General features: G+C 54.6%; 12 protein-coding genes. 6 read left to right on the plus strand and 6 right to left on the minus strand.

The genetic code is table 11. The features are described 5' to 3' along the window. Positions 1-456 precede the first annotated feature (456 nt). Positions 457-1,002: a pyridoxamine 5'-phosphate oxidase family protein gene (locus tag SH573x_RS26995; RefSeq protein ID WP_479351165.1), complete on the minus strand. Its 546-nt coding sequence runs from the start codon at positions 1,000-1,002 to the stop codon at positions 457-459. Positions 1,003-1,322: 320 nt separating this feature from the next. Between SH573x_RS26995 and SH573x_RS27000 the strand changes: the two genes are divergently transcribed. After that, a complete protein-coding gene (locus SH573x_RS27000; protein ID WP_479351166.1) occupies positions 1,323-3,695 on the plus strand; it encodes a heavy metal translocating P-type ATPase in 2,373 nt (790 codons plus the stop codon). A 10-nt stretch (positions 3,696-3,705) separates the two neighbouring features. Here the strand turns inward: SH573x_RS27000 and SH573x_RS27005 are convergent, their stop codons facing one another. Next, on the minus strand, positions 3,706-3,918 hold the full coding sequence (locus SH573x_RS27005; RefSeq protein WP_479351167.1) for a carbon storage regulator: 213 nt from the start codon (positions 3,916-3,918) through the stop codon (positions 3,706-3,708). Between the two features lie 258 nt (positions 3,919-4,176). Here SH573x_RS27005 and SH573x_RS27010 point away from each other — a divergent pair, with 258 nt between their 5' ends. Beyond that, positions 4,177-4,380: a hypothetical protein gene (locus SH573x_RS27010; protein ID WP_479351168.1), complete on the plus strand. Its 204-nt coding sequence runs from the start codon at positions 4,177-4,179 to the stop codon at positions 4,378-4,380. A gap of 78 nt (positions 4,381-4,458) precedes the next feature. Here SH573x_RS27010 and SH573x_RS27015 read toward each other — a convergent pair whose 3' ends face one another. Continuing rightward, entirely contained in the window at positions 4,459-4,884 is a 426-nt protein-coding gene (locus SH573x_RS27015) for a four-helix bundle copper-binding protein (RefSeq protein ID WP_479351169.1), read from the minus strand. A 285-nt stretch (positions 4,885-5,169) separates the two neighbouring features. Between SH573x_RS27015 and SH573x_RS27020 the strand changes: the two genes are divergently transcribed. Both SH573x_RS27020 and SH573x_RS27025 read left to right on the plus strand, forming a co-directional pair. Beyond that, the gene (locus SH573x_RS27020; RefSeq protein ID WP_479351170.1) at positions 5,170-5,697 is read left to right on the plus strand and encodes an RNA polymerase sigma factor; all 528 of its coding nucleotides are present in this window, start codon (positions 5,170-5,172) and stop codon (positions 5,695-5,697) included. A 3-nt stretch (positions 5,698-5,700) separates the two neighbouring features. After that, complete coding sequence (locus SH573x_RS27025; RefSeq protein WP_479351171.1) at positions 5,701-6,567, plus strand: anti-sigma factor family protein; 867 nt, start codon at positions 5,701-5,703, stop codon at positions 6,565-6,567. A gap of 174 nt (positions 6,568-6,741) precedes the next feature. On the opposite strand, the gene SH573x_RS27030 is transcribed toward SH573x_RS27025, so the two are convergent. Beyond that, complete coding sequence (locus SH573x_RS27030; RefSeq protein WP_479351172.1) at positions 6,742-6,876, minus strand: hypothetical protein; 135 nt, start codon at positions 6,874-6,876, stop codon at positions 6,742-6,744. After that, the gene (locus SH573x_RS27035; RefSeq protein ID WP_479351173.1) at positions 6,876-8,489 is read right to left on the minus strand and encodes a sodium:solute symporter family protein; all 1,614 of its coding nucleotides are present in this window, start codon (positions 8,487-8,489) and stop codon (positions 6,876-6,878) included. Before SH573x_RS27035 ends, SH573x_RS27030 begins: the two co-directional genes overlap by 1 nt. A gap of 261 nt (positions 8,490-8,750) precedes the next feature. On the opposite strand from SH573x_RS27035, the gene SH573x_RS27040 reads away from it, so the two are divergent. Further along, on the plus strand, positions 8,751-11,696 hold the full coding sequence (locus SH573x_RS27040; RefSeq protein ID WP_479351174.1) for an SHD1 domain-containing protein: 2,946 nt from the start codon (positions 8,751-8,753) through the stop codon (positions 11,694-11,696). A gap of 392 nt (positions 11,697-12,088) precedes the next feature. Here SH573x_RS27040 and SH573x_RS27045 read toward each other — a convergent pair whose 3' ends face one another. After that, positions 12,089-12,277 carry a hypothetical protein gene (locus SH573x_RS27045; RefSeq protein WP_479351175.1) on the minus strand — a complete coding sequence of 63 codons (189 nt, stop codon included), beginning with the start codon at positions 12,275-12,277 and terminating at the stop codon, positions 12,089-12,091. Between the two features lie 213 nt (positions 12,278-12,490). Between SH573x_RS27045 and SH573x_RS27050 the strand changes: the two genes are divergently transcribed. Continuing rightward, a complete protein-coding gene (locus SH573x_RS27050; RefSeq protein ID WP_479351176.1) occupies positions 12,491-15,079 on the plus strand; it encodes a PVC-type heme-binding CxxCH protein in 2,589 nt (862 codons plus the stop codon). Positions 15,080-15,192: the final 113 nt, after the last annotated feature.

The following is a 15,192-nucleotide window of genomic DNA, read 5'->3' on the forward strand; positions in this document are numbered from 1 at the left end:
GACTATTAGCCACCCTTAGAAAGAATTTTAGGGTAGACGAACGCCCTTAAATCCCTGTAGCCGAAGTCGCCAGACTTTGGACGCGTCATCGATCGACGAGAAAGCACTCCAATCTCTGGCGAGATCGGCTACAAGACCCGGAGCCGAAGGCGCCAAACTTTGGATTGCATCGCTGGGCGTCGGGTGGCACTGGCAATGCGCAGCATGGCCAGTGCTCCGAACGAAGCGTTTGATTTTCGGCCACCGGTCGCGCCAACCAACGGAACCGAAGTTTGCGAGCCCCATGCGAAATTGATTCGCCAGCGATCAAATCAAGTAACTAGGGCGCCGACTCCGGTGCCACCATCACTTCGCTGACCTTGGCCGACCAACCGGGGGCGCCATACGCAATACTTCGTTCCATGCACTGGCAATGCTGCGCATCGCCAGTGCCACCCGTGCCGCGGCCTTCAAGGCTTATTTGTTAAACGAAGACAATGTGCCTTGAATGGAATCGTCTAGAGTGACGCCCAAGAGAGCGCCGAGGGCCATTTTGGTGCTGGCTACCAGGCCACCGTGCTTTTGATCCCAGTAATAGCCTTTCTGTGGAACGACTTGGATGACTCGAATGCGTGGGTCATGCGAGCCTTCGGTAAACCAAGTCTTTAAGATCGGTTCCCACAGTTGTTCGATTCTAGTCTGATCGTGGGAGAGCTGGGCGTGACCGTCGAGTTGCAAGAATTCGGAAGTCTTGGCGCCTTGTACTAACAATGTCACCGCTGCATGCTGCTGAAGTTCTTGGGCAAGCGTGTTATCGCTGGCTGTTAGGAACCACAAGCTGCCGCGATCATCGACTTCGCGCACGTTCATGGGCCGCGACGACATGGACCCGGATGCGCCAGGGCCCGAGCAGAAAAAGCAATTTGGCCCATCAGCCACGATCTGCTTGATCTTGTCAACAGCTGCCTGTCCAGTCAGGTCCTCGTGGTTCTTCTCGGGCTGTTGGCGGTCGATCGAAGTCATGACAGATTCTCCAGGTAGTTGAAGGGACCAGTGCATGCACGGCAAACTACGTGCCGGAAGTTGAGCCAGACGGTGTTCACCGAACGATTAGCAGAGCTCGTTTTAAAACGCAGAGTTCCGCAGAGTCCGCAGAGAAAACGCCGAGGACACAGAAAGTCTTCTCTGCGATTCTCAGCGTCTCTCTGCGTTTATCTTTGGGAACCTGCTAACCAAATTCTCGACCGACCGCGCGCCCAGGAGGATCTTCGCCCTCCCGTTCCATCGTGCAAACCTTCAGAGTGTGTACAATCACAGATGAGGTTTCACTAGGAGCTGACATCATGTTGGGCGGATTGCCGATTCTAAATAACTCGACGGTGCGAGATCCTGTATGTGGGATGCAGGTCGATCCGGATTCGGCTGCTGATTCGTTTCAATACAACGGCACCCAATACTACTTCTGTTGTGCGCACTGCAAACACAAGTTTGCGCAGACACCAGAGGCTTTTCTGAATCAGCAGCCCAGCGATGCGGCCCCTAGCTGTTGTCATGGACAGGCGCACGCAGATGTCAGTCCTTCCAGTTCAGCCAAATACTTTTGTCCCATGTGTCCGGGGGTAGAGTCCGAGGTGCCTGGTGATTGTCCCGTGTGTGGTATGGCACTCGAGCGCAATCCCATGTGGGCCGGTGATGATGACGCAGCCGATCCCGAACTGCAAGGGATGACCAGGCGGCTCATCATTGGCGCTGCCTTAGCATTGCCCGTTTTCTTGTTGGCGATGTCCCATCTCATTCCTAGTCAGTCTCTCCATGAGTTGGCGGAGAGCACTTGGTCCAGATGGCTACAGTTTTTACTATCGACGCCAGTCGTTGCGTGGGCTGGCTGGCCATTCTTCAAGCGGGGCTGGAGATCGCTGCGGACAGGCAGCTTGAACATGTTCACCCTCATTATGTTGGGTGTCGGCAGTGCCTACATTTACAGTGTCTTTGCACTGCTCTTTCCAAATCTATTTCCTCATGCGATGCGACACACGGGGCAGGTGGCGATTTACTTCGAAGCGGCCGCGGTGATTGTCGTGCTCGTATTGCTCGGTCAAGTGCTGGAGTTGAGGGCTCGCAGTCAAACGGGTACGGCACTCAAGGCATTGCTCAGCCTGGCTCCACCGACCGCGCGACGCATCACCTCTAGTGGCGATGAAGTTATCGACTTGGATCAGGTTCAAATCGGTAACCAACTGCGCATCGTGCCGGGTGACAAAGTGCCTGTCGACGGCACTGTTATCGAAGGTCAGTCGCATATCGATGAGTCCATGTTGACCGGCGAACCGATGCCCGTGGCCAAGACCGTGGGCGATACAGTGGCCGGCGGCACACTCAACGGTGCCGGCAGTTTGGTGATGACCGCTGAGCGTGTTGGTCGCGATACTTTGTTGGGTCAAATTGTGCAGATGGTCGCCGACGCGCAGCGGAGTCGTGCTCCCATTCAGAGCCTGGCGGATCGTGTCGCCGGGTATTTTGTACCTGCAGTTCTGGCGGTTTCAGTCATAACTTTTTGTATGTGGCTGTGGTTGGGACCAGAGCCCAAGCTGGCGTACGCTATTGTAAATGCGGTAGCTGTACTGATCATCGCGTGTCCTTGTGCGCTCGGATTGGCCACACCCATGTCGATCATGGTGGGCGTCGGACGCGGCGCTGGGGCCGGTGTGCTAGTGCGCAATGCTGAAGCCCTCGAGCGACTAGCCCAAGTGGATACAGTGGTACTCGACAAGACCGGTACCATAACCGAAGGCAAACCACGCCTGACCGATGTCATCACGCTGAAGTCGACTACCGAAAGTGAATTGATCCGCCTGGCCGCTAGTATCGAGGCCAGCAGCGAGCATCCACTGGCCACCGCCATCGTACAAGCAGCCAAGGATCGCAGCCTCTCATTACTGGCTGTCCAACAATTTCAATCCACTGCCGGCGGTGGAGTTAGTGGGTTGGTAGATGATCACAAGATTGCCATTGGCACGTTGGCTTTCCATCAAGCCGAGCGCACCGAAGTGCTCGACACAACTCGCTCGAAGTTGGAGCAATTGCAGTCAGCCGGCAAGACCGTTATGGCCGTGGCTGTAGACGATCACATCGTCGGCTTGCTGGCCGTATCCGATCCCACAAAATCGACTTCCGTGGCCGCGCTTGCGCAGTTGAAACGACTGGGACTAAAGATCATTATGCTCACCGGTGACAGTCGACGGACGGCCAGCAGCCTTGCCAGCCAACTATCGATCGATGGTTTCGAAGCGGAAGTCAGCCCGTCGGGCAAGGCTGCGTATGTGGATAAGCTGCGCGCCGCCGGAGCCCGCGTGGCCATGGCTGGCGATGGAGTCAATGACGCGCCGGCACTGGCCAAAGCCGATGTCGGGATCGCCATGGGTACGGGTACGGACGTCGCGATCCAAAGCGCTGGGATTACGTTGGTTCGCGGCGACCTAAGCGGATTGGTAACAGCTATCTTGCTCAGTCGACACATGATGAACAATATTCGCCAGAACCTGTTCTTCGCTTTTGTCTACAACCTGGTCGGAGTGCCAGTGGCTGCCGGCGTGCTGTATCCACTGTTCGGTCTGTTGCTCAGCCCAATCTTGGCCGGGGCCGCGATGAGCTTGAGTTCGGTTTCCGTAATCATGAATTCGCTGCGGTTGAAGCGAGCGAGTCTTGAGTTAGATTAGCCTGGCCAGCTTAGCAGGCGACGAGCAGTCCATCTTCGACCACAACTTCCAGCGTGATACGTTCAGGTTTGGGTTTGCCTTTCAGTTCTTCACGCATGATCTTGACATCGGCGGGCGCAGCCAGGCCCAGCACCACACGATTGCCTTTGACACGCAGCACTTCAACAGTGATGTTGTCGCCGATGATGATCTTTTCACCAATTTTGCGAGATAGTGCTAGCATTTCATTTCTTCCTTGAGTGTAAGTGTCCGCGTAACTTAAAGAGTTGGTTGAGAGCGTTGCGTCCCAACGCCAATATTTATCAGCCGTGGCTGGACAACTTTGGTCACACGGGCCAATTTTTCTGTTGAGCGGCTGGGGACAGCCGCTCTACATTTCCGCGAAACCGTTGAAGGATCACACGAGCTCGGGCATCTAACTGGTAAGGCTGATGCGAATGGTTTGCGCGGCCGCACGGTAAACTTGTTGGGAGACAAATCGATGTTGAAGTCTGTGTTAGGCGGTGGGCTGGCCATTGCGGCTCTGGCGGCAGCGGTTACCTGGTCGAGCGCATCAGCTACCCCGGTAGCTCAGAAAACTCAGGCCTGTAGCGGCGCCGCCTGCTGCGTGGACAAGGGTTGTGATTGCGAAGACGACGTATGTCTGTGCGCGCAGTGCGTATGCGAGTGCTGCGTCACTGAGTAAAGAAGCGTCGCTCGTCCATCTACTGTGGCCCAGCGGATGCCGGGCCACAGTTTTAGATAGTTTGCCTTACAGAGCTGATTATTTGCCGAGCATTTCGAGCATGGCTTTGCATTCCTTGGCGCACTGGCGACAAGTCTTAGCGCACTGGGCCATGTGTTTATCGTCGGGGAATTTTTCGCAGGCTTCTGCGCATTGCGTACAACTCTTGACGCAGCATTCGAGCATCGGACGCGATAGTTCGCTCTGACGCGCGCAGAGGCTGGCGCACGTTTTACAGCATTCAGCACAGTCAACGCACAGTTTAGCGGTTCGTAGGTGCTCTTTCTGGCCTTCACCCAGCAGACCTAGGCAATGCGTCGAACACGCGTCGCATTCCAATGCGCAGTCGGCGCACGTCTTGGCGCACTTGGTCATATGTTCATTGTGCTCCTCCTTGGCCACCATGTGAACGGCTCCCAGCAGCGCCAAGCAACAACCAGCATTCAGTAACAATCCCAAACTCATAACACTTCTCCCATAGTCACAGAATCTTGAATCAAACCCCAAAGCCCAAAATTGACCTGAGCGATGATGTTGCTCAATCAAACAACGTGCCAACAACCGCCTTTCGCAGAACAACGAACAATTGAGTTTGCGGATTGTGAAACTTCACGAAGAATTCTATGTTTAGCGTGAAGGATGAACCCGCCCTGGGCATCTAAGGTGTGTAAGCACTGGACGTCGCGAGTTGCCATTGGGGGTTATGTTTCCGCTGTAGATTTCCGCAGTGAGGTACAGCTGTGAGCGAGAATGACATTAAGTACTGACGCAATTCGGCGCGCTGCCAGTGGCGATCGTGAGAGTCAACAGCAAGTTTATGAGCTGCTGGGCGGTCGCGTACATAACTTGGTGCGCAGGATCGTGGGGGAAACGGCGGCCGACGATGTGACTCAGGATGTATTCATCCAGGTTTTTGCCAAGCTGGATAGCTACCAGGCAGAAGCAAGTTTTTCCACCTGGGTCTACCGCTTGGCGGTCAATCAGGCGTTGCAATACCTCCGACGTGAGCGAAGACGAGCCACTTTGGAACTTGATGAATCAACGGTTGCTTTTCAACCACGGCGACACCAACTTGAAATGCGCGAGTTGCTCGAGATGGCGCTGGCTAAGTTGGATGATCACTTAAGGATCGTGATTCAACTCAAGGAAGTCGACAAATTACCCTACGAACAAATTGCTGAAATCATGGATATTCCTGTAGGAACCGTCGGGTCACGCTTGAACAAAGCTCGACGCGAGCTGCGTGAGGCACTGAAACAATTGGGATGGGAGGGCTAAGAATTGAACTGCCAACAAGTCTCCGCCAACCTCTCGAGCTACTTCGACGGCCAATTGAGCCCAGCGGAAATGAACGAGTGCCGCTGTCATATTGAGTCGTGCCCGGCCTGCCACTCCGAGCTGGCCAGGTTTCAGTCTCTATCATCCATGATCAGCGCGTGCGACCAGCCGTGCGCTCCGGCGCCCGCGTGGTCGAAACTCTGCGAGAGTTTGAACAACCAGGTTAGCGTCTCCAGCAATACGACTTCGAGCAGTACAACTCCAAGCCGGCGACAAGGTGGCCGTAGCAATCGCCTGCTTGTTTTAGGATTGGCCCTGGCAGCTAGCCTATTTGTGTGGCTCGCCTTTCCGCTGACCGACACGCCAGACAGCCGAGAGATCGTGATCGATTACTCGCGCGTCGTCAGCGTATATGCAGGTCAACCTACGCAAGCCTTACAGGAACTCGCCAAAGAATATTCAGGCCAAGATGTTGACTTACATGAAGCCCAACAACTGTTGGGCTATCAACCGCTCAGTTCGATCGCGTTACCCAAAGATGCCAGGCTGGTATCGGCTAAAGTGCTCAAGCTACCTGAATGCTTATGCAAACAAGGCAAGTGCACTTGTGCTCCTGGCAAATGCAACTGTGCAGCGCTGCTATGTCGGCGAACGGACAACTCCGAGTTCTTGGTCCTCGAACATGGTCAGTCGAGCAAAGTTCAATATGGCCAGGCAGCCAGGCAATTGATCAGTAACGACAATCGAAAGATCGATGTCTTCGGGACTGACGATCAGCTGGCGGCCAGTTGGATTCACCGCAATCGACGCTTTACAGCTTTTGGTTTACGCAGCAACGCAGAAGTACAAGCCCTCGCATCCGCGCAGTAAACGCAGAGTTCGCAGAGTTCGCAGAGAAGACCATTTAATTGAATCATCCGATTTTGGTATTCTCTGCGATCCTCTGCGTCTCTGCGTTTCCAAATAGGGACCTGCTAACCAAATTCTCCACCGACCGTGCGCTCAGAGCGGGTGCTGAGCGGCTGGGGACAGCCGCTCTACAGGCTATTTTCTTTCCGACAACAACTTGAGCATCTTGCGGATATCGCTAAGGCCTTGAATGGCTACGTAGATGGTGATCGTCGAGTACCAGACGACACAGGCGAGCAGCAGTAGCGACCAGAATGGGTGCGCGATCATTATTGAGCTTCCTTCGTGCGTGGTTTGAGCAGCGAACCGATGATCATACCCAAGGCCGACGCCACAAAGGCGGCGATACCGGCTGCGTCGGAACCAAAAGAGGCGGCCAGGTCCTTGGTAGCGGGAATCTTCTGCATGGCTAAATGCGCGATCGGCACTATTGCGCCCAGCAGAATCGAACCAATCGCTCCCCAGTTGTTGGCTCGCGACCAATAACAGCAAGCGATCAACAGCACTGTAATGCTCGACAAGTAGATCGATCCGGTGAGCAAGATGAACGACCAAACGTCGCCTTCGAGTTGATACATCAATCCGAACACAAACAGATAAACACCAATCAATGCCACGATGCAGCGGTTCCACAAAATGGCTCGACTGTGTGGCCACGGGCGACGACGAAAGGGGGCGAGAATGTCGTTGTAGATGACACTACCCCAACCCAACATGTAACTCGAATCGGTGGACATATCCGCAGCCAACATGGCTGCCACCAGCAGTCCCATGATGCCTATCGGAAGAAACGTGCTCAAGAACTTCGGCATGGCATGCAGCGATGCATCGCTGATTCTGGTAACGCTGGCACTATCGATTGCGGCCACTTCAGCGCTGCTTAACCCGGCCAGCGGCTTGCCGACTGCAGAGGCTTCAATCTTGGCTTGAACACTCGCCGGAATAGCGGACCTCTGAGCATCCGTCAATTCATTCAGCGGATGCCAGCCTAGGGTAGCCAGGGCTGCGATTCCCCACACGCCGGGCAAGATCCAGCGACACACAAAGAAGAAACTGGTGCGCGTATAAATCTGCTGACCAGTCCTGGCATCTTTGGCTGCCAGCAATCTGGAGATCGTGGCTTGCCAGGTCAGCGTTGCGGCAGTTGTGCCTAAGATCTGAAACAGTACATACGTCCATCCAAGATTAGGATTGACCAAGGCATTGAACCCGCCTGCCCCATGATACTGTTCAACTGTACCGAATATTTTGTCGATGCCAATCTGGTAGACAATCATCACGGTCACGATCAGAATTCCTGCGCTCATGACGATAAACTGCAGGAAGTCGGTGACGAGCACTGACAACATACCGCCCAGTACTGTGTAGATCACGACCAAGGTCAGCAAGACACCCATCATCAATGCCAGGTAGCGAATATCGAACCCGCACACCAGGCACAAGAACTCGCCACCAATCTTCAGGAAGACGCCCATATTCAAGAGGCCGCCCATGACGATCACCACACCGGCGAGCCAGCGCACAAATTTTCCGAAACGTTGTTCGAATAGTTCCGGCAGCGTCATCGCTCCCGATTCGCGCAGCGGCTTGACGCAAAACCCCGTCGTGCCTACGACGAACATGGCAATCGCCTGGCAAATACCTGGCATGGCGCCGGCGAAGCCATGATTGTATCCAGCTTGCGAAGTGTACATGCAAGTGATAATGCCAAACTCGGTAGCTGCCAATGAGGCGATTCCCAAGTAGAGATTCATTTCGCGGCCAGCCACCAGAAAATCTTCGACGCGGCTAACATACTTGCGTACATAGATGCCGGCCCACATCGTCAGCAGCAGATACAGACCAACAATCGGGCCGTCAATCGAAAACGAAAAATTGCTCATGTTCCCTCGGCCCAGTTGTTTGCATACTTTGAACTCATGACGCAAGCAATCCTGGAGGTCGCCATGAACCAGGAGAGTCGCCAGAATATAATGTTCGTAGACTTAGCTGACAACTTTCGTTTACAATAAGCGTCTCCTTTCGCTCCGCGAAAGGCACGCTCGTCACAGCCCTCCAGCGGCCAACTCGTTTCGCTTCCCGAAAATGCAAATTCCTTTTGCTGAGCAAAAGGAGACACTGCCTTTCACCTCCCAAGGTTTCTCATGAGACCATTTGTTGAATCCCTGTTCGCATTTGCCATCCTGGTTTGTTTGCTCCCAACGCTGGCCATGTCCCGTGAATGGCTCGACGCGACGGGCAAACATAAAATTGTGGCTGAGCTGGTGACCGTCCGCGGGGATAAGGTCATTCTGGAAAAGCCAGATGGATCGATCATCACGGTGCCATTCAATAAGTTGTGCCAGGCTGATCAGGATTTCATCAAATCACAAACCAGCACTCGAGCGCCAGCCAAGGGCCAGCCCACGCAGCCATCGACTAGCGATGCACAGCCGTCTTCGCCAGGTTCAGCTGGGATATCCGCCGCATCGTTGCCTACCGACAAACTACAGCTGGCCGAGCGCGTCGAGTCGATCTTGAAAGCTGGTTGCTACCGCTGCCATGGCGAGGACGGCGCGAGTGAAGGGGGATTCAACTTCGTGAGCAATCTTGGCAAGCTGGCCACCACGATGGCCAAGCCTGGTCAAGCCAAACAGTCATTGCTGCTGCAACGCATGAAAGCCAAAGACGAAGGCGTCATGCCGCCGATCGGCGAAGAGCCACGACCATCCCAGGAAGATCTGGAAACGATCGAAGCCTGGATCAATGCAGGCAGTCCAGTCAAACCCAAACAAGAAGTTCGACCGTTCATCACCCATGATCAAGTGGTCGATGCGATCTACGCGGACGTGGCCAAGCAAGGCGAACGCTCACGCCGCTTCATGCGCTACTTTACTTTGACGCATCTTTATAATGCGGGCGTGTCAGAAGACGAACTACAAACCTATCGCAATGCGTTTTCCAAACTGATCAACAGTCTAAGTTGGAATACGACGATGGTTCTGCCGCGGCCCATCGATGCAGCCCGCACCGTAATGGCGATCGACATTCGCGATCTGCACTGGAACGGTGAGATGTGGCAAGCCATCGAGAAAGCGAATCCCTACTTCTTGAAACTCGCATCGCCAGCCTTCAAGAATTCAGTGACAGAAACCCAAACCGAGATGCCCTACGTGCGCATCGACTGGTTCGTGTTCGCGGCCTCCAAGCCACCCTTGTATCATGTGCTGTTGAACTTGCCCGAGACCGACGCTGCCCTGGAAGATATGCTGCGAGTCAACGTGGCGTCCAACATTCAGCAAGAGCGTGCCATTCGAGCAGCCTTCAATCGCTCGGGCGTTTCTCAAAACAATCGCTTGATCGAATGGCACAAGTCACCCTACGGCAGTTATTGGAAGAGTTACGACTTTGGTGGCAGTATCGGCCAGCAAAACCTGTTTCAATATCCACTGGGTCCCACAGGGGCTCAAGAAAATTTTAAACACGATGGCGGCGAGATCATCTTCAGCTTGCCCAACGGTCTGCAAGGTTATCTGCTGGTCGATGATGCCGGCAAGCGTATCGATCAAGGCCCCACCAGCATCGTCAGCGATCCCAAACGCCCTGACAAAACAGTTACCAACGGCGTCTCGTGCATGTCCTGCCATTACACCGGCGTGATCCCTAAAAGAGACGAAGTGGGAGGCGCAGTGCGCGCCAATCGCAACGCATTCGCCGAGGCCGATGACATCTTGGCCCTTTATCGCGAAGCAGCAGAACTTGACGAAGTCTTCGACAAAGATGGTCAGAGATTTGCACAGGCTCTGCGGGCTCTGGGTATCAACAGTCTCAGTCGCAGCGGTGAGCCGGTATCCGCTATGGCCAGCAACTTCGACCAAGAGATCGATTTGCCACAAGTTGCCTGCGAGTTCGGTTTGACCGCCGATGAGTTCAAGAAGCGACTGGCCGATACCCGGAACGTAGCCCGCGCCTTTAGTTCCTTGCTGATTCCGGGCGGTACTATGAAGCGCGATGTCTTTAAATCGATGTTTACCGAAGCCGCCGTGGAGCTGAAGCTGAATGTCGATATCGATGTGCGATTGAGCGTGAAAACCGATTCCAGCGAAGCTCGCAAACCTGCGCCACGAGCCGCGGCTGGCTCAAACAATATGGCTTCGGGTAACAATGCCAGTCCACGCAGCGGTCGACCGAAAGCAGGTGGCCCGATCGATGGCAGCGAAGTCGCCAAGTTCACCGATCTGAACTGGGGAGTCAAATCGCTGGCCATTTCGCCCAATGGCAAGTTCGTGGCTGCGGGCAAGAACGATCGAGCTCTGGTGCTGTTCGACATTGCCAATCAGAGCGAAGCGGGTTCGCTCGACAAACTGGAGATGCTCGGCCAGGTCTCGTGCTGCACGTTCTCTGCCAATAGCAAGTTCTTACTGGCCGGTGGCGCCTCTGGTCAAATCATCGTCTACTCCGTCTCCGACGAAGGCATGCTGAAGCAAGTGGGACAATTTGCTGGCCACACCAAAGAGGTCGTATGCATGTTCGTTTCCAATGACAACAAGTATGTCATCTCTGGTGGCGAAGACAAAAAGGCTTGTTATTGGGAGTTGGAAACCGGCGACGAAGTCGCCAGCATTCCTGGTTTCGAAGGCAAAGTCAAAGCCGTGTTCATCAACAAGAACGGTCGCACACTACAAGCCACCGATGGCGGCGCGCTGATTGATTTCGATATTGCCAAGCAAGAGATCAAGAAGCGACGCATGCTGACCCGCTCGTGGTCCAGCGGCCAGGCAGCAGCGATCTCTCCCGATGGTTCGACCATCGCCGTCGGAGATACCTACAACATTCGGGTATGGAATCTAGAAACGGGCCGCGAACTTCAACCGCTAGTCGGCAATGAAATTCAGTGGTCGATGGAGTTTACTCCCGACGGCTCGCGACTGCTCAGCGGCGGTAACGCCAAGGTGAACATTTGGGACGTCAAGAAAGCCCAACGCGTGCACGTCCAAGCAGTCGGTGATTCCGGCTACGTGCAAACCCTAGCCATCAGCGCCGATGGCAAACTATTCTCAGCACCGGGTTCATCAGCCAGAGACCTCTATATTATTCGCTTGACCAAGTAACTGTGGCATAGGCTTCCAGCCTGTGTTCTTCTGTGGCATAGGCTTCCAGCCTGTGTTCTTCTGTGGCATAGGCTTCCAGCCTGTGTGAATCTGTGGCATAGGTTTCCAGCCTGTGTGAATCTGTGGCATAGGCTTCCAGCCTGTGATCTGTGGCATAGACTTCCAAATTGCTAGCCCTGCAATAACACCCTACTATCAGGCCGTTCAGAGCGGGTGCTGAGCGGCTGGGGACAGCCGCTCTACACTCCCCCGGGACTATGTCCGTGCTTCATTGCGGTGTTTGGCTCAGGAGGACCTTCCGCCATCCCGTTCCATCATGTAATCGTTCAGAGCGGGTGCTGAGCGGCTGGGGACAGCCGCTCTACAACTCCCCCCGGCACTATGTCCGCGCTTCATAGCGGTGTTTGGCTCAGGAGGACCTTCGCCCTCCCGGGCGCGCGGTCGGTCGAAAATTTGGTTAGAAGGTTCGCATAGTAGGCTGCCCAGCAGAGTAGGACCACCGGGGCCAGGGGCAGCACTCCAATCAGTGACACCAGCTTGATGAGCATTTGCATGGCTGCGAGCAAAGTTGGTTTGGTCATGGTGATCTCCTTCTCGATACTCGGGTTATGGCGTCGTCTGCTCTTTTGTTTAACGTTTGGCGACATACTGATATTCCCGAAATTTTCCCGCATGGACAAAAGATTCTCTAAATGTCCTTGTGGCCCACTGAGGCTTGCTAGTGAAATACAATGTCCGGCACGAGTCATCGGGCAGATCAAATATCCCTGTGCGAGAAATGAGTAGTGGCGGCTATGGATCGAGCGATACATCCTACGATGGTGGTGACGCTGGCGTTGATGGTCTCCTGGGGACCAGCTCGCTTGGCTCATGGACAAGCTGCAGCCCCCAAGCCGCCTGCGGTGCCAGCAGAATTGGCAGCGGAGATTCAGACTCATCAGAGTGGAGTCAACATGACTTTGCTCGCCGAGCATCCGGCACTAGTGACACCGACGGGCATCGATGTCGATGCTCAAGGAAATGTGTGGTTGGTCGCTTGTCATACGCACTTTAGGCCCGAAGGCTACCCCGGACCTGAGCATGACGAGGTGTTAGTTTTCGATAAAGAGGGGCAACATCGCCGTGTGTTCTACAATCGGACCAAGGCCACCATGCATATCAAACTGGGCGAGGATGGCTGGGTCTACCTGAGCCAACGCGATCGCATCCTGCGCGTCAAAGATACGGATAACGATGGTGTCGGCGATCTCGAAGAGAATGTGGCTGTGCTGGATACAGTATCCGACTATCCACATAACGGGCTGAGCGGTATGGCCTGGCATCCCAATGGCAGCCTGGTCTTTTCACTTGGAGAGAACTTTGGCAAAGACTGGACATTAACGGCTCGCGATGGATCGAAGGTCAGCGGTCGTGGTGAAGGCGGTGTGTTTTGGATCAAGGCTGACGGCACGAGCATGCGCAGGATCGCGCGAGGTTTTTGGAATCCGTTCGGTTTAGTTGTTCGATCTGATGGCGAGATCTTCGCCGCCGAAAACGATCCAGGCAGCCGACCACCGTGCCGCTTGCTGCAGATCATCGAAGGCGCCGACTATGGATACCAGTGGGTCTACGGTAGCGCCCCAGTACATCCCTTCGTCGCTTGGAATGGAGAACTGCGTGGAACGCTGGGCATGATCTATCCATGCGGTGAAGGTCCGAGCGCGATCGTGCAACTGGGCGGCGGCGTATTGATTCCGTCATGGAGCAACCATGCCATCGAGTACTTCCCGCTCCAGCGGCAAGGCGCCGGCTATACTTCGCAACGCATCGAAGTCATTACCGGCAGTGAGTACTTTCGGCCAGTGGCTATGGCTGTTGGGCCGACGGGCGATTTCTTTGTTACCGATTGGGTATTCAGTTCGTATGAACTACATCAGCGCGGGCGGTTATGGAAAATCAGCATCGATCGCGCGAGCCCCTGGGTCAAAACACAACCCGAGCCATTAAATGCTGAAGCCACCTTAGCGGCCAGCCTGCGCTCTGGAAAATCTGTGCTCAAGCTGCCCGAGTTGTTGCAACTGGCAAGTGGTCAAGATGCCTACCTGGCCGACGCGGCTCTCACGGCTATTGCCGCGCAGAGCAGTGAACTAACGCCTGAGGCGCTAACCAAGATGCCGAGCGGTGATCGGTTGTGGACCTTGGTCGCTCTACGCCGCCAAGACTTGCAAGACGATAAATGGGTGCGCGCCCTGTGGTCGGATAAGGATCCGAAGATTCGCTTTGAACTCTTGCGCTGGATTGCCGATGGCGTGCTAACACAATTCACAGCTGACGTTGAAGAGCTGTTACGTAGCTCCGAACTGGACTACACAATTTTTGAAGCAGCTTTAGCCACGTGGAATACACTCCATGGTAATCCGGGCGCAGGTGTCACTGATCCCGAGGTCTTGATTACCAAACTGCTTGATCCCTCAACTCCCGCGAAGATCAAGAGCTACGCCCTGCGTTTGGCGCCAGTCCATCATCCCAAGATCGATGTGCAGCTGCTGAGAGATTTGTATGCTGCTGGCGATCGCTATTTGTGTCTGGAAGTCGTGCGCAGTCTGGGCACGCTCCAAAATGCTGAGGCCTGGCAGATGTTGATGGAGATCGCTCAGCGTGAGAATATTGATTCAGAGCTGCACCTGGACGCTATCGCAGGTCTGGGTCAATCCAGCGTGGGCAAGGCTCGAGCGGAACAACTCGAGTTACTCGTTAAACTGGCCACAGATACAAATCTGTCGGTGCGTCACACAGCCCTGCGCGGCCTGCGCGCCTCTACGCTCGATGAATCGACGCAAGCCAAGTTGACTGAACTTGTGCAGCGATACCCCGACTCGGCTGAACATATAGCGGCCGTGCTTTCGCCTGCGAAGTGGAAACGCGGTCGACCTTCAGCCAACGATACCCTGGCATGGCTGCAGCGACTGGACAGTCTACCAGGAACAGCAGATCCTGACTCGGGGCGACGCATCTTTCATGACTCGCAAAGTAGCCAGTGCGCCAACTGTCATCGTCATTCAGGCCGCGGCAACGTGGTCGGTCCCGACTTGAGCCTGGTAGCGTTGCAGGGCGATCGGGCTCAGTTGTTACGCTCTCTACTGGAACCAAATCGCGATGTCGCTCCACAATATTTTGCCACTGCTCTGGAGCTAAATGATGGCAATGTATTCACTGGGATCTTACTGCGTTCGTCCAGTGTGGACGTTTATCGCGATGCGATCGGCAAGGAACGCGTCTTTCAAAAGAGCGACGTTGTGCAACGCAAAGAGCTCAAGTCTTCCCTGATGCCTACGGGACTGGTAGATCAATTAACCGATCATGACTTGCGCGATCTGCTAGCGTTTTTGACATCGAGCAAGTAGATGCTCAACCAACCAGAAGTAGCATACCATTTGTTCACTCTTATCAAAATGCAACCAATGGTGCCAAAAGGAGTTTGTCTTGTCGCGTTATTGACGGAGGCGATGGTTAATTT

Source organism: Rania fehmarnensis (assembly GCF_056494185.1).

Bases quoted from the DNA above. Each gene is read 5' to 3' on its own strand.
- SH573x_RS27040 (WP_479351174.1), top strand. From the start codon at position 8,751: ATGAGACCATTTGTTGAATCCCTGTTCGCATTTGCCATCCTGGTTTGT.
- SH573x_RS27015 (WP_479351169.1), bottom strand. From the start codon at position 4,884: ATGAGTTTGGGATTGTTACTGAATGCTGGTTGTTGCTTGGCGCTGCTG.
- SH573x_RS27030 (WP_479351172.1), bottom strand. From the start codon at position 6,876: ATGATCGCGCACCCATTCTGGTCGCTACTGCTGCTCGCCTGTGTCGTC.
- SH573x_RS27000 (WP_479351166.1), top strand. From the start codon at position 1,323: ATGTTGGGCGGATTGCCGATTCTAAATAACTCGACGGTGCGAGATCCT.
- SH573x_RS26995 (WP_479351165.1), bottom strand. From the start codon at position 1,002: ATGACTTCGATCGACCGCCAACAGCCCGAGAAGAACCACGAGGACCTG.
- SH573x_RS27045 (WP_479351175.1), bottom strand. From the start codon at position 12,277: ATGACCAAACCAACTTTGCTCGCAGCCATGCAAATGCTCATCAAGCTG.
- SH573x_RS27005 (WP_479351167.1), bottom strand. From the start codon at position 3,918: ATGCTAGCACTATCTCGCAAAATTGGTGAAAAGATCATCATCGGCGAC.
- SH573x_RS27035 (WP_479351173.1), bottom strand. From the start codon at position 8,489: ATGAGCAATTTTTCGTTTTCGATTGACGGCCCGATTGTTGGTCTGTAT.
- SH573x_RS27020 (WP_479351170.1), top strand. From the start codon at position 5,170: ATGACATTAAGTACTGACGCAATTCGGCGCGCTGCCAGTGGCGATCGT.
- SH573x_RS27010 (WP_479351168.1), top strand. From the start codon at position 4,177: ATGTTGAAGTCTGTGTTAGGCGGTGGGCTGGCCATTGCGGCTCTGGCG.
- SH573x_RS27050 (WP_479351176.1), top strand. From the start codon at position 12,491: ATGGATCGAGCGATACATCCTACGATGGTGGTGACGCTGGCGTTGATG.